General features: G+C 64.8%; 11 protein-coding genes and 4 pseudogenes. 7 read left to right on the top strand and 8 right to left on the bottom strand.

Annotated elements, in window-relative coordinates:
- Window positions 1-7: 7 nt before the first annotated feature.
- Together ACQCSX_RS01705 and ACQCSX_RS01700 are read right to left on the bottom strand one after the other, a co-directional pair.
- The gene (locus ACQCSX_RS01705) at window positions 8-949 is read right to left on the bottom strand and encodes an ABC transporter permease (RefSeq protein WP_427017383.1); all 942 of its coding nucleotides are present in this window, start codon (window positions 947-949) and stop codon (window positions 8-10) included.
- Between the two features lie 49 nt (window positions 950-998).
- Window positions 999-2,543, bottom strand: a complete 1,545-nt coding sequence (locus ACQCSX_RS01700) for an ABC transporter substrate-binding protein (RefSeq protein WP_427017382.1) — start codon at window positions 2,541-2,543, stop codon at window positions 999-1,001.
- Between the two features lie 166 nt (window positions 2,544-2,709).
- On the opposite strand from ACQCSX_RS01700, the gene ACQCSX_RS01695 reads away from it, so the two are divergent.
- The 3 genes and pseudogenes from ACQCSX_RS01695 (at window position 2,710) to ACQCSX_RS01685 (ending at window position 6,068) form a co-directional block, all read left to right on the top strand.
- Entirely contained in the window at window positions 2,710-3,333 is a 624-nt protein-coding gene (locus tag ACQCSX_RS01695; RefSeq protein WP_427017381.1) for a PadR family transcriptional regulator, read from the top strand.
- The gene (locus ACQCSX_RS01690; protein WP_427017380.1) at window positions 3,333-4,901 is read left to right on the top strand and encodes a sulfatase family protein; all 1,569 of its coding nucleotides are present in this window, start codon (window positions 3,333-3,335) and stop codon (window positions 4,899-4,901) included. Before ACQCSX_RS01695 ends, ACQCSX_RS01690 begins: the two co-directional genes overlap by 1 nt.
- A 267-nt stretch (window positions 4,902-5,168) precedes the next feature.
- A pseudogene (locus ACQCSX_RS01685) lies at window positions 5,169-6,068 on the top strand (IS5 family transposase).
- A 294-nt stretch (window positions 6,069-6,362) separates the two neighbouring features.
- Here the strand turns inward: ACQCSX_RS01685 and ACQCSX_RS01680 are convergent.
- Both ACQCSX_RS01680 and ACQCSX_RS01675 read right to left on the bottom strand, forming a co-directional pair.
- The gene (locus tag ACQCSX_RS01680) at window positions 6,363-6,725 is read right to left on the bottom strand and encodes a DUF488 domain-containing protein (RefSeq protein WP_427017379.1); all 363 of its coding nucleotides are present in this window, start codon (window positions 6,723-6,725) and stop codon (window positions 6,363-6,365) included.
- A 209-nt stretch (window positions 6,726-6,934) separates the two neighbouring features.
- A pseudogene (locus ACQCSX_RS01675) lies at window positions 6,935-7,776 on the bottom strand (IS5 family transposase).
- A gap of 159 nt (window positions 7,777-7,935) precedes the next feature.
- On the opposite strand from ACQCSX_RS01675, the gene ACQCSX_RS01670 reads away from it, so the two are divergent.
- Together ACQCSX_RS01670 and ACQCSX_RS01665 are read left to right on the top strand one after the other, a co-directional pair.
- Window positions 7,936-8,205, top strand: a complete 270-nt coding sequence (locus ACQCSX_RS01670) for a DNA-3-methyladenine glycosylase (protein ID WP_427017378.1) — start codon at window positions 7,936-7,938, stop codon at window positions 8,203-8,205.
- A complete protein-coding gene (locus ACQCSX_RS01665) occupies window positions 8,117-8,614 on the top strand; it encodes a DNA-3-methyladenine glycosylase (protein ID WP_427018944.1) in 498 nt (165 codons plus the stop codon). Before ACQCSX_RS01670 ends, ACQCSX_RS01665 begins: the two co-directional genes overlap by 89 nt.
- Before the next feature lie 130 nt (window positions 8,615-8,744).
- Here ACQCSX_RS01665 and ACQCSX_RS01660 read toward each other — a convergent pair.
- Window positions 8,745-8,987: pseudogene (locus ACQCSX_RS01660) on the bottom strand (ATP-binding protein); the annotation flags it as partial.
- A 130-nt stretch (window positions 8,988-9,117) separates the two neighbouring features.
- Window positions 9,118-9,795 carry a tyrosine-type recombinase/integrase gene (locus ACQCSX_RS01655; RefSeq protein WP_427017377.1) on the bottom strand — a complete coding sequence of 226 codons (678 nt, stop codon included), beginning with the start codon at window positions 9,793-9,795 and terminating at the stop codon, window positions 9,118-9,120.
- 159 nt (window positions 9,796-9,954) lie between these two features.
- On the opposite strand from ACQCSX_RS01655, the gene ACQCSX_RS01650 reads away from it, so the two are divergent.
- Together ACQCSX_RS01650 and ACQCSX_RS01645 are read left to right on the top strand one after the other, a co-directional pair.
- Window positions 9,955-10,659, top strand: coding sequence for an IS4 family transposase (locus ACQCSX_RS01650; RefSeq protein ID WP_427017376.1), 705 nt, complete (start codon window positions 9,955-9,957; stop codon window positions 10,657-10,659).
- A gap of 316 nt (window positions 10,660-10,975) precedes the next feature.
- Window positions 10,976-11,819, top strand: a protein-coding gene (locus ACQCSX_RS01645; RefSeq protein WP_427018933.1) for an IS5 family transposase whose coding sequence is annotated in 2 segments (ribosomal slippage) — window positions 10,976-11,281 and window positions 11,283-11,819 — 843 coding nt in all. Because the reading frame shifts where the segments join, the coding sequence is not laid out codon by codon here.
- Here ACQCSX_RS01645 and ACQCSX_RS01640 read toward each other — a convergent pair.
- Both ACQCSX_RS01640 and ACQCSX_RS01635 read right to left on the bottom strand, forming a co-directional pair.
- Window positions 11,816-12,495 (bottom strand): annotated as a pseudogene (locus tag ACQCSX_RS01640) (N-acetylmannosamine-6-phosphate 2-epimerase). The gene ACQCSX_RS01645 and the pseudogene ACQCSX_RS01640 sit on opposite strands and share 4 nt — an antisense overlap.
- A 53-nt stretch (window positions 12,496-12,548) precedes the next feature.
- The gene (locus ACQCSX_RS01635; RefSeq protein WP_427017375.1) at window positions 12,549-13,313 is read right to left on the bottom strand and encodes an ROK family protein; all 765 of its coding nucleotides are present in this window, start codon (window positions 13,311-13,313) and stop codon (window positions 12,549-12,551) included.
- Window positions 13,314-13,331: the final 18 nt, after the last annotated feature.

The raw sequence follows: 13,331 nt of genomic DNA, 5'->3' as shown, positions 1-13,331 counted from the left end.
ATTTTGCTCATGAGAGACGGACTTTCGGATTGAGCCAGCCATTGAATAGGTCAATGAGGAGATTGACGGTGACTACGATGAGAACGGAGATCACCACGGCGCCTAGGACGATGGGGATGTCTCCAACCCCCGTTGCGTCCACGGCGATGCTTCCCAGGCCGGGCAGGGCGAACACGCGCTCGATCATGACCGCGCCGGACATGAGAGCGATGAAGTTCAGCGACACCACGGTGAGCGTTGGCGGTGCGGCATTGCGCAGGACGTGCTTGAACAACACACTCCCCTCCGACAGGCCCCGGCTGCGCAAGGTACGCACAAAGTCCTTCTCCAAGGTGGCGATCGTGGCGCTGCGGACCTGCTGGGACAGTCCGGCGACGGCACCGATCGCCAGGGAGAGGACCGGCAGGGTCAAACTTTGGAACCACCCAGTGAAGGACTGTCCCAGCGGGATGTAGCCTGTTGCCGGCACCAGTTGCCACTCGATGGAGACTTTGGAAACCATGACCAGTGCCAGCCAAAAGCCGGGAAATACGAGGCCAACGATCGAAACCAGCTGCAGGGCCCGGTCAGTCCATCCCCGGTAGAGGGCGGCCGCAATGCCCACTACCACCGACACCAGCGTGGAGATGATGACGGTGCCGATGGCGATGGACAAGGTGACCGGAACCCTGCTGAGCAGAAGGTAGCTGACGGATTCCGCGTTGAACCAGGAGTTCCCGAGGTTGCCTTGGAAGGCACCCCCCAACCAGTGGAAGTACTGCACGATCACGGGATCGTTCAGCCCGAGATCGGCCTGTTTGGCGGAGACCATTGCCTCGGTCGCCTGGTCTCCGAGCACGTTGCGGGCGATGTGGCCGCTGTTGGCGAGCATGAGGGAAAACACCAGGAATGAGGCACAGATGACGAGGACTATCCCCGATCCCAAACGGCGGGAAATATAGAGAACCACAGGGACTCCTTGGATCGACGGCGGAACAAGTGGGCGGCGCTGGGGACAGCTACTTGGCGGGCTCGTAGTTGTAGATGGACGGCACCGGCTGCCCGCTCTGAACCTGAACCTTGACCTCCTTGGAGCTGTAGTACGGCTGGTCGATCCTGTACCACGGGTCAAACCAGGCGTTGTCGACCAGGTACTTGTTCATGTCCTGGCTCTTCTTCGCCGCGTCATCGCCGCTGCTGGCCAGGATGGAAGCCAGCAGCGCCTTGGATGCATCGGTGCTGGACTTGAAAATGTTCCAGGGCGCTGCCTCGGTCACCGAAACGGAGATGCTGCTCCAGGCCACCACTGGCTGGCCAAAGGCTGTGAACGCGGCCGAGTATTTGCCGGACTGCTGTTCGGCCTGGTACTGGGCGGCCGGGATGTCCACCCACTTGACCGTGATCCCCACCTTGGCGAGTTGGTCGTGGATGGCCGGGGCCAGCGCCGGATCCATGTCGGCGGAGGTGGGCATCGTCAACGTAAAACCGTTTTCCAGCCCGGCCGTCTTCAACAGCGCCTTGGCCTTTTCCGTGTCGTAGCCATAGGCACCGTCCAGGTCCGTGACGTAGGCCTCCGATGCCGGGGAGAAGATCTGGCTGGTGACCGTCCCCATCCCCTGGCCAACACTCTTCAGCAGCGCATTCTTGTCGATGGCATAGTTGATCGCCTGCCGTACCTCAACCTTGCCCAACTCCGGGGTAAGCTGGCCGGCCCGGTCGAACAGGGACAGGCCCTGCCAGTCGCCCGGGATGGTCTGCACGTCAACACCGGCACCCTTGGCGGCCTGGACCGTCTTGGGGGTGGCGATCATGCCGTCGATCTGCCCGGACCGCAGGGCGTTGAGCCGTGCGTTCTCGTCCTTCATTGGTTTGATGACGATCTTGTCGAACTTCTGCAGCGATTTGTCCCAGTAGTTGGGGTTCTTGGTGAAGGTGTACTGGGACCCTGGTGTGGTTGCCGAACGGTCCAGTACATAGGGGCCGGAACCAATGGGCTGGGTTTTGACTGTGGGGCTGTCAAAATTGGCCGGTGATTGGATGTAGCCGCTTGGGCCGCCCAGGGCATAGATGAGTGCCGGGTCCGGCTTGGAGAGCACCAGCTTGACCGTCGTTGCGTCGACGACGGCGACACTTGAGACCGCGGCGAGGGCAGCGGCCAGCGGGCCGCCGGCGGCCTTGAACCGGTCCAGGTTGCCCTTGACGGCGTCGGCGGACAGCTTGGTGCCGTCGGTGAACGTTACATCGTCCCGAAGGGTGAAGGTGATGCTCTTCTGGTCCTCGCTGGTGGCCCACTTGGTGGCGAGCATGGGCTGGATCTTGCCGTTGGCGTCGCGTCGAATCAGCGTGTCGAAGACTGGCTGGAAGTACTGGACGAATTGCGCTTCGCGGGATTGGGCCGGGTCCAGCGACTGAGGTTCAACGCCCGAGCCCAAGGTCAAAGTCATGTGTGTCTTTGCGGCGCCCGTGGCCGCCTGGTTGCCGGCGGCGGTGCCGCACCCGCTCAACAGGAGCGCGCCGGTGGCCGCCAGGGCCAGGGTACGGGTAGCGAGGTTAAGCCTCTTCATGAAAGATCCTTCGTTGTCGTGAATCTGCGGTGTTGGTGGGGATGCCGCCGCGCGATCAATGTAGTTTGTGCATTTGCAACAACCTATTGGTTGTATTTTGCCGTAATTGCAATACATTGCTCGATCTTGCTATGATTCTACTCACATAGATCAATGGGAGGCAAGCATGCTTAACAAGCTGGAGTGCATCATCTTGGGCCATCTGGTGCGCAAGCCCATGGCCGGCTACGACCTGCATAAGTGGCTGAACCAGGAGGGGCCGTTCTTTGGCTACACCCCCCAGCCATCACAGATCTACCGCCAGCTCACCAAATGTCTGGACAAGGGCTGGGTCGACATCACCATTGACCAGCGCACCACCGGGCCGGATGCCAAGGTCTACCGGTTGACCGGCACGGGCCTTGCTGCGTTCCGGGAATGGGCAGAATCTCCCCATGAACCCACGGTCCGCCCTCTGGACGCTGACTTTCAGATGAGGTTCCTCCTCACAGGCATTCTGGGCCCGGACGTTGCCTTGAAGCTGTTGACGACGGAACTGGACTTCCGCCGCCGCCAACAGCGGGAAAAGGCCTACTCCGACGACATCAACCCAGACGAGGCCGCCATCGAAATCGACGTCCCCTGGAACCAGGAACTCATCCGTCTGGGTCGCGAACGGTCGTATCTTTTGGGCACCACCTACCTGACGTGGCTGGAAATGGCCCACGCCCGGCTCAGTGAACAGCTCGAAGAATTCTCCAGTCCGGCCCAGAACCTGGGCCTGCGCCAAGACGACAAGGAGTCCGCATAGTGAAAATCATTTACGTCGACGTTGACACTCTGCGGCCGGACCACACCGGCCCCTACGGCTACCAGCGCCCCATCACACCCCACCTCGATGCCTTCGCCACCGGGGCTGCCCGCTTCGATAGCTACTATGCGTCGGACTCCCCCTGCATGCCCTCTCGAACCGCTCTGACTTCCGGACAGTTTGGCATCACCAATGGCGTGGTTGGCCACCATGGGGAGGCCGCCCGCTTCCGCGCCGATGCTGGCCACGGGCTGGTTCCAGGACGGCCATTGCTGGGACAGCACCTGGGTGCCCATGGCTACCTAACGGCCGCCGTGTCGTCGTTTGCGGAGCGGCACCGCGCTTGGTATTTCCTCGGCAATTTTCGCGAGAGCATCCGGGCCACGCCGGAGGTGGGCGACGAGCCGGCGGACATTGTCACCGACAGGGCCCTGGAATGGCTTGCCCAGCACAAGGACACCGAGGATTGGTACCTCCACCTCACGTACTGGGACCCCCATATGGACTATCTCCAGGCTGAGGAATGGACACAGAAAGCCGCCGACTCGGGGCCTGCGCCCGAATGGCCGGACCAGGGCGCAATCGACGGGCACGCGGAAGTCTATGGCCCACGGTCGGCACTGGATCTGATGTACTCCGACGGGCTCTTCGAACGACGGGTCCCACACAACTTCCCCCAACAGATCCGCACCCGCGCAGACTACGAGGCACTCATCAACGGGTACGACGGTGCCATCCACTACTGGGACAGCGAGTTCGGCCGGTTGATCAACGGTCTGGAGCAGCTGGGACTGGCCGACGACGTCGCCATCGTCGTCAGTGCCGACCATGGCGAGGCCTTCGGAGAACAGGGGTCCTATGCCGAACACGGGCTTGCCAGCGAACCCACCCACCACTTGCCCCTCCTGATGCGGTGGCCAGGGCTGACGGACCAGACCGAAAAGCCGCCCACCTCGGACGCGCTTCTTTACAACATCGACTACGCGCCCACCATCTGCGACCTTCTGGGCCTTCCCATCCCCGAAAAATGGCAGGGAGAATCCTTCGCTGACGTACTCCGCGGACGCGATATCTGCTCACGCGAGTATCTGGTGTTCGGGCACGGCGCCCACACCTACCAGCGCGCCGTGCGCACACGGGACCACCTGTACATCCGCACCTACCACCCCGGAGCCTTCCGCGCCGAGTGGGAGTCCCTGTTCCACGTCACCGAGGATCCGTACCTCACCCGAAATTTGCTTGAGGAAGAACCGGGATTGGTGGACCAGATGAGGTCCCGCCTGGCACAGTGGTGGAACACCTATGCGGGAAGCCCAGGATGCCTACCGGACCCCATGCAGACCACGCTGCAAAAGGGGCCAGCCCTGTACAACGATCCGGAACTGTACATGGAGCACCTGCGGCGCACCGGCCGGGCCCACCTGGCCCAAGACCTCGATGCACGCCTGCACCCGCGGACCGGTGCCGTGGCGGTCTCGTGGCAGGCACCCGTACAGCCCAACGACTCCGGTGGCATCGGCCCCATGATCGAAAGGGTGTTCGCCCCCACCGGGTCGGAATTGTTCTAAAGAAATCGGTTTGGTGTCCCGCTCCCCTGCAGGAGCGGGTGCCCAGCCGGGGCCGCCCCACCTGACAAGGTTCCACTTGCCGTAGGAGAAGATACCGAGTCAACAAAAGCCGTAGCGGGCCCGGTGGATCTACAACAAGTGCTACCCATATGCCAGGGCCGCTGCACCCTCCGGGGTCCGGCAGGCATGGGCGCCCCCGGGGGCCTTGGCAACTGAACTAGGGTGTGTCTCCTAATCAGTGGTTTTGCGGTTTGGCATGATTGATGGGTGCCTTCTCGCTATTCCGTGTTGTCCGATGCCCAGTGGGAGTCCATTGCCCCGTTGATGCCCGATTCGTCGGGGAAACCGGGCCGACCCTTCAACGACCACCGGCTGATGACCGAGGGCATCATCTACCGCTACCGGGCAGGGATCCCATGGCGTGATCTCCCTGCCTATTTCGGGTCGTGGAAGACCGTGTGGAAGCACCACCGCCGCAACGCCGCCAACGGGACCTGGGACAAGGTCCTGGCGGCGTTGCTGACCCGCGCGGACACGGCCGGGCTGATCAACTGGGAGGTCTCGATCGACTCCACGGTCAACCGTGCCCACCAGCACGGCACGAACCTGCCCCGCCACACAGGGGGACCTGTCGAATTACAGGAATCTGCTCGACGAGCCTGAGGACCATGCCATCGGCCGGTCCCGCGGCGGGCTGACCACCAAGATCCACGCCCTGGTGGATGGCAACATGCGTCCCCTGGTCCTGCTGCTGGGGCCGGGCCAGGGCGGGGACTCGCCGATGTTTGAGAACCTCATGGAGGCCCTGAAGGTAGAAAGGCCCGGTCCCGGCCGGGCCCGCACCCGCCCGGACCGGGCCATGGCCGACAAGGCCTATTCCTCCAAAGCAATCCGGGCGTACCTGCGCGGCGGGGCATCGAGTGCGTTATCCCGGAAAAGGACGACCAGAAGGCCAACCGGAAACGCAAGGGCTCCGCCGGGGGACGCCCCGTCAGATACGACAGGGACGCCTACAAACGGCGCAATGTGGTCGAGCGCAGCTTCAACACCCTCAAGCAATGGCGGTCCCTGGCCACCCGCTACGACAAACTGGCCCTCACCTACCGCTCAGCGGCCGTCCTGCACGCCGTCGTCATCTGGAGCGCCGCATTGGGAGACACGCCCTAGTAGTGCTTGGATTCCGGCATCCGTCCGATGGTGAACAAACTCCGGACGGGTGCAAGTGAAAAGGGCCACCGCTGGGGCCGGCACGACATCCCGAAAGCGGCATGACCAAACACCCCCAACGTTTCAGGTCACTACACTAGCGAGCCGTCCACCCCGACCACAATCCATTCCTCGTGCGGACTGTTCGCAGCAGGGACCCTGTCAGATTCGGACGCCTCCGGTGACTTTCCATTCTCAGTCATTGTTCGGCTACTTCCAAAAATTCCTTCTCCTGGTGCGGGCATGTTTGGGTCGTTACCGGCGGAGGAGACCGGCCAGGACGGTGGCCTCGCTGATGTCGGCGGCTTTGGTGGCGGTCAGCAGTGTCAGTCTCTGAGTTTTGGCGAGTTCATGCAGGTGTTCCAGGGCCTGCGCTCGGGCAGGGTCCTTAAGTTCACTCTTGTAGCGTTTGGTGAATTCGGCGAACTTGGCAGGGTCATGGCTATACCACTTGCGGAGTTCCGTTGACGGGGAGACGTCCTTGCACCACTCGTCCAGGGCCGCCTTGGCCTTGGTCATCCCGCGGGGCCAGATATGATCGACTAGGACTCGTGCGCCGTCGTCGTCCTTGGCCGCGTCGTAGACTCGGCGTACTTGGACATCCGTTTTCGTTGACATTGCTCAGCCTCCTCGCTGATGGGCGCCCCGGAGTTGATGCCCGCCGTGCCGCCGTGGGGCACGAAGCGGTCGAACCTGATGCTGGCCGTCGGCCCTTGGGTTCATTATGCTCCCGTCCACCTGCCCGGAATGGTTTCGGACACATGGCAGGGCCCCGGGTCCCGCGGGTGCGTGGCGCCCCGCTTCCAGCAGGGTGGGGTACGGTCATCCTAGGGCGTGTCTCCCAATGCGGCGCTCCAGATGACGACGGCGTGCAGGACGGCCGCTGAGCGGTAGGTGAGGGCCAGTTTGTCGTAGCGGGTGGCCAGGGACCGCCATTGCTTGAGGGTGTTGAAGCTGCGCTCGACCACATTGCGCCGTTTGTAGGCGTCCCTGTCGTATCTGACGGGGCGTCCCCCGGCGGAGCCCTTGCGTTTCCGGTTGGCCTTCTGGTCGTCCTTTTCCGGGATAACGCACTCGATGCCCCGCCCGCGCAGGTACGCCCGGATTGCTTTGGAGGAATAGGCCTTGTCGGCCATGGCCCGGTCCGGGCGGGTGCGGGCCCGGCCGGGACCGGGCCTTTCTACCTTCAGGGCCTCCATGAGGTTCAAACATCGGCGAGTCCCCGCCCTGGCCCGGCCCCAGCAGCAGGACCAGGGGACGCATGTTGCCATCCACCAGGGCGTGGATCTTGGTGGTCAGCCCGCCGCGGGACCGGCCGATGGCATGGTCCTCAGGCTCGTCGAGCAGATTCCTGTAATTCGACAGGTCCCCCTGTGTGGCGGGGCAGGTTCGTGCCGTGCTGGTGGGCACGGTTGACCGTGGAGTCGATCGAGACCTCCCAGTTGATCAGCCCGGCCGTGTCCGCGCGGGTCAGCAACGCCGCCAGGACCTTGTCCCAGGTCCCGTTGGCGGCGTTGCGGCGGTGGTGCTTCCACACGGTCTTCCATGACCCGAAATAGGCAGGGAGATCACGCCATGGGATCCCTGCCCGGTAGCGGTAGATGATGCCCTCGGTCATCAGCCGGTGGTCGTTGAAGGGTCGGCCCGGTTTCCCCGACGAATCGGGCATCAACGGGGCAATGGACTCCCACTGGGCATCGGACAACACGGAATAGCGAGAAGGCACCCATCAATCATGCCAAACCGCAAAACCACTGATTAGGAGACACACCCTAGGAGCGGCCTCCCCGGATTCCGTCCCGCGCATCGGACATTCTTTGCCCGCGAGGTGCTTGAGGTGGCACCTGAACTGCTTGGCTGTGTTCTGCAACGCACCGATGCCGACGGAACCGTCTCCCTCCGCATCACCGAGGTCGAGGCATATGCGGGCGAACGCGACCCCGGGGCGCATGCCTTCCGCGGCAAAACCAACCGTAACAAAAGCATGTTCGGGCCCCGGGCCACATTCACTGCTACATCACCTACTGGATGCACCACGCCTCAACCTCGTCACGACAGAGCCGGACCGGCCCTACGGTTGCCTCATTCGGGCCGGTGACGTTATGGGGGCCGGTCTCGCCCGAAGCCGGCGTGAAGCGAAACCACGCGAAACCTTCCTTCCCGAGTGCCGGCTGGCGTCCGGTCCGGGCTGTGTGGCCCAATGCTTTGCCGCGGATCTGGCCAACGACGGCGGCGACCTTTTCGAGGGCCGGCGGCGGATCCTCCTGCCCGATGGCCACACCACCTTGCCCCACCTCACCGATCTGCGGGTCGGTCTGAGCGGGCCGGCCGGGGACGGGGCAGCATTTCCGTGGAGATACTGGATACAAAACGCACCCTCGGTTTCCACCTCCAGACTCGGATGCCCCCATCCTCGACCACCCGTCCGTTCCGTGCAACACAGCCGGCGGCCGCCGCCTCGTGAGGCTCCGCCGCTGGCCTACGGGCGGCCCACCGGTGCCCGGTGATGTTGCCCGATCCGGTCAGGTCCGATGGATAGGTCTGGCATGTCCCTGTGTTTCGTCAACTTTGAGTTGGCCATTTCGGCGCTAAGAATCAGGCCACGTCGGCTCGTTTTTGGTCCATTTCAGCGGTCGGCTATTTCATGAGGGCGTTTTTGACCCGGTAGGACTCACCACGGAACTGCAGGAGTCGTCCGTGGTGGACGATCCTGTCGATCATGGCCGAGGCGATCGTGGCGTCGCCGAACACGTCGGCCCAGCGGCTGAACGCGAGGTTGCTGGTGAGGACCAGCGCGGCCTTCTCGTAGCGGGAAGAGAACAGCTGGAAGAACAGGTTCGCGGAGTCCTGGTCAAACGGGATGTAGCCCACCTCGTCAATCTATGCGGATATCCGCATAGATCGATTTATGCCGAGCCGGCAACTATGCCGAGGCGCTTGACGTGCCGGCCCCGGAACGGGCGCTGTTGCCGTGATTCCGTGGGGAACCGGCTCGCCCATATCGGCATAGTTACAGGCTTTCGAGGAACGCCAAGGTCTTGTCCGGTGGGCGGTACCGTCCCGGGGTCGCCGTGGTTGGTGCCACCAGAGCGAGTGCCTTTTCCTTGATGGTGAGGTCGGCATGAAGGTAGGCGTCTGTGGAGCGGACTCCGGCGTGGCCAAGCCAGAGCGCGATCACCGAGGTGTCAACACCGGCCTGGAGCAGGGACATGGCACAGGTGTGGCGGAAGACGTGGGGATGGACTGTCTTCCCTGCCAGCGACGGGCATTTCTGCGCGGCAGCCTTGGCGTGGGTGCTGACTCGCAGCGCGACGGCATCGCGGCTGAGCCGGCGTCCGGTGCGCGTGGGGAAGAGCGGATCGTGGGGTTGTCCCGCCCGTTCCTTCAGCCAGGCGCGCAGCAGAGCTTCGACGGGTCGGTTGAGTGGGACCGCGCGTTGTTTGCGTCCCTTGCCTTCACAACGGACGTTCGCGCCGGTTCCCAGAGTGAGGTCGTTGCAGTTCAGCCCGGTGATTTCGGAAACGCGCAGTCCGGTCTGGATGGCCAGGAGCATCAGCACCTTGTCGGGCCGGCCTTCCCAGCTGGACTGGTCCGGGGCCGCCAGGATGGCATCAACCTCCGGTGCGGTCAGGAACGTCACGACACGCTTTTCGAAGCTTTTGGGCGGGATGGCCAGCACCCGTTGCATCAGGAGCGCATGTTCGGGATGGCGCAGTGCTGCGTATGAATAGAGTCAACGGATCGCGGTGAGCCGAACATTGCGGGTCCTGACACTGTTGTGCCGCCGGTCCTCGAGGTGGTTGAGGAATCGGGAGATCATGGCTGCATCCAGGTCGTCCCAGTCGAGTTGGGCGGGTTCCCCCAGGCCCGGCTGGTGGCGTTGGCCAAGTGCGGGACCCACGCCATGGTCGACGCGGCGGTCGGGCCGTACACGACCTCGGAGAACGCGCTCACCACCGGCCTCCTGGACCGGCTCGGGGCAGGGATGCTCTGTCTGGCCGACCGCGGATTCTACAGCTTCGAAGCCTGGGAACGGGCCCGGAAGAGGGGCGCGGACCTGTGCTGGCGGGTCAAGGACAACCTGAAACTGGAGCCGGTCGACGACCTCCCCGACGGGTCGTATCTGGCCGAGGTGTTCCACTCGACCACCGACCGCAAACGCCGGCACCCGGTGACGGTCAGGGTGGTCGAATACACGATCCACGACGGGCGCGAGCCCGCCGGTCCGTTCCGGCTGATCACCACGATCCTGGACCCCCGTGACGCCCCGGCGGCCGAACTGGCCGGCGCCTACGCCCAACGGTGGGAGATCGAGTCCGCGTTCGATGAGTTGAAGACCCACCAGCGCGGGCCGCGCGCCGTGCTGCGTTCCAAATCCCCGGAACTGGTGCTTCAGGAAATCTGGGGACACCTCTGCCGCCACTACGCCATCCGCACCCTCATGCTCGACGCCGCCCTCCACGCCGGCCACGATCCCGACCGGATCTCCTTCGTCGCAGCCCTGCGCATCTCCCGCCGGGCCATCGCCCAACAGGGCGCTTTTTCCCCCTGACGCGACCGGCGCCTCCGAACACCTCTGGCGCCACGCGATCAGCGAACTCGCCCGCCGGCTCCTGCCCCGACGACGACCCCGCGCCAACCCGCGCGTGGTCAAACGCAAGTACACCAAATGGCACGTCAAACGGGCACGCCACCACGGTTGGCCCCAACCGGACCGGCCACCCGAACAGGCCGTAGACATCTAATTGAACGGTATTGGCCCTAGGGTGTGTCTCCTAATCAGTGGTTTTGCGGTTTGGCATGATTGATGGGTGCCTTCTCGCTATTCCGTGTTGTCCGATGCCCAGTGGGAGTCCATTGCCCCGTTGATGCCCGATTCGTCGGGGAAACCGGGCCGACCCTTCAACGACCACCGGCTGATGACCGAGGGCATCATCTACCGCTACCGGGCAGGGATCCCATGGCGTGATCTCCCTGCCTATTTCGGGTCGTGGAAGACCGTGTGGAAGCACCACCGCCGCAACGCCGCCAACGGGACCTGGGACAAGGTCCTGGCGGCGTTGCTGACCCGCGCGGACACGGCCGGGCTGATCAACTGGGAGGTCTCGATCGACTCCACGGTCAACCGTGCCCACCAGCACGGCACGAACCTGCCCCGCCACACAGGGGGACCTGTCGAATTACAGGAATCTGCTCGACGAGCCTGAGGACCATGCCATCGGCCGGTCCCGCGGCGGGCTGACCACCAAGATCCACGCCCTGGTGGATGGCAACATGCGTCCCCTGGTCCTGCTGCTGGGGCCGGGCCAGGGCGGGGACTCGCCGATGTTTGAGAACCTCATGGAGGCCCTGAAGGTAGAAAGGCCCGGTCCCGGCCGGGCCCGCACCCGCCCGGACCGGGCCATGGCCGACAAGGCCTATTCCTCCAAAGCAATCCGGGCGTACCTGCGCGGGCGGGGCATCGAGTGCGTTATCCCGGAAAAGGACGACCAGAAGGCCAACCGGAAACGCAAGGGCTCCGCCGGGGGACGCCCCGTCAGATACGACAGGGACGCCTACAAACGGCGCAATGTGGTCGAGCGCAGCTTCAACACCCTCAAGCAATGGCGGTCCCTGGCCACCCGCTACGACAAACTGGCCCTCACCTACCGCTCAGCGGCCGTCCTGCACGCCGTCGTCATCTGGAGCGCCGCATTGGGAGACACGCCCTAGGCCGTGATGGCGTCCTTGAACCAGCCGGTGATGGTGGCCGGGTGCGTGATGGCGGTGCCGACGACGACGGCGAACGCGCCGGCGTCCAGCGCGGCGCGGGCCTGGGCCGGGGTGTGGATGCGGCCCTCGGCGATGAGCGGCTTGCCCAGGTTGACGGCGGCGATGGCCGCCAGCAGCTCCAGGTCCGGGCCGTGGGTCTTCTCGCGTTCGCCGGTGTAGCCGGCCAGGGTGGTGCCGATGATGTCCGCGCCGGCCTCCACGGCGGCCACGGCATCGTCTAAGGAGCCGCAATCGGCCATGACCAGGGCGTTGGATCCGGCATGGATGCCGGCGATGGTCTCCTGCAGGGTCAAGCCGTCCGGTCGCGGGCGGCGGGTGCCGTCAATGGCCACCATGTGGGCGCCGGCGTTGGCGCAGGCCAGGGCGTGGCGCAGCGTGGGGGTGATGAAGACGCCGTCGTGGCCGTCCTTCCACAGGCCGATCACCGGACCTCCACGGCGGCCCGGGTGAACTGGATGTCCGCAATGCCCTGGACGCGGATGCCCGCGGCGCCGCCGATCACGGCCGAGGCCGCCACCTGGGCGGTGGTGCGGGGGTCGCGCATGGGCTCGCCGGGGTACGCCTGGGCCGAGACAACCAGCTGGCCGGCAAGGGAATCGAGGGTGGTCAGTTTCAGCGTCACGGGAACTCCTTGGTGGGGTGGTCTGGCGGGGAAGGGTCTGGGGGGAACTAGTTGAAGACCAGGCTGGCTGCGCCGACAATGGCGGCGGTGTTGCCCAGCGTCGCGCGCAGCACCGGGACATCGGCCAGCGGGGCCAGCAGCTCCTGGCGCAGGGCGCGCTCCATGGCGCCCCACCAGAGCTCGCCGGCGTCGGCCAACCCGCCGGAGACCACCACCACCGCCGGGTCAAGGATGTTGACCATGCCGCCCACGGCCTGGCCCGCCGCGCCGGCCCCGACCCCAATGGCCTTGCGGGCCGTGGCATCGCCGCCGCGCGCCAGGTCAAAGACGGCACGGGTGTCCGGGACGGCGGCGGAGCCGCCAAAGCGCAGGAAGCTGGCGTGGATGGCGGGGCCGGAGGCCACCAGAAGCGAGGAGGACGTGCCGGCCGCGGCGCCCAGCCAGGCCTCGCCGAGGGCGTGCGCGTGCACATCATTCACCACCGAAACGTCCAGTCCGGTGCGCTGCGTCAGCCCGGTGAAGATGTCCGTACCCGTCCAGCCCAGGATGGCATCGGTGGCGGAAATGACCGTGCCCGCCTCGGCGTCGATCACACCCGCCGAGCCCATGCCAATGGCGGAGACTTCAATGCCGTCCGCCGCCGCCTGGGCACGCAGCGAGGTGGCCAGCGCGGCCGTGGCATCCAAGATGGCCTCCCCGCCAGCGCGGTTCAGCGTCGGCGTCTGGCCCGAGTAGAGCACCGTGCCGTCAGCGGCAACCACCCCCGCCGCCGTCTTCGTTCCGCCCAAGTCAACCCCGAGTACGGAAGCCATAAAGAACCCCTAGAAAGA

The organism is Pseudarthrobacter sp. P1, assembly GCF_050156935.1.
In the GTDB taxonomy this organism is placed as follows: Bacteria; Actinomycetota; Actinomycetes; order Actinomycetales; family Micrococcaceae; genus Specibacter.
This window is presented reverse-complemented; position numbering and strand designations above follow the sequence as displayed.

Bases quoted from the DNA above. Each gene is read 5' to 3' on its own strand.
- ACQCSX_RS01635 (WP_427017375.1), bottom strand. From the start codon at position 13,313: ATGGCTTCCGTACTCGGGGTTGACTTGGGCGGAACGAAGACGGCGGCG.
- ACQCSX_RS01700 (WP_427017382.1), bottom strand. From the start codon at position 2,543: ATGAAGAGGCTTAACCTCGCTACCCGTACCCTGGCCCTGGCGGCCACC.
- ACQCSX_RS01695 (WP_427017381.1), top strand. From the start codon at position 2,710: ATGCTTAACAAGCTGGAGTGCATCATCTTGGGCCATCTGGTGCGCAAG.
- ACQCSX_RS01680 (WP_427017379.1), bottom strand. From the start codon at position 6,725: ATGTCAACGAAAACGGATGTCCAAGTACGCCGAGTCTACGACGCGGCC.
- ACQCSX_RS01655 (WP_427017377.1), bottom strand. From the start codon at position 9,795: ATGCAACGGGTGCTGGCCATCCCGCCCAAAAGCTTCGAAAAGCGTGTC.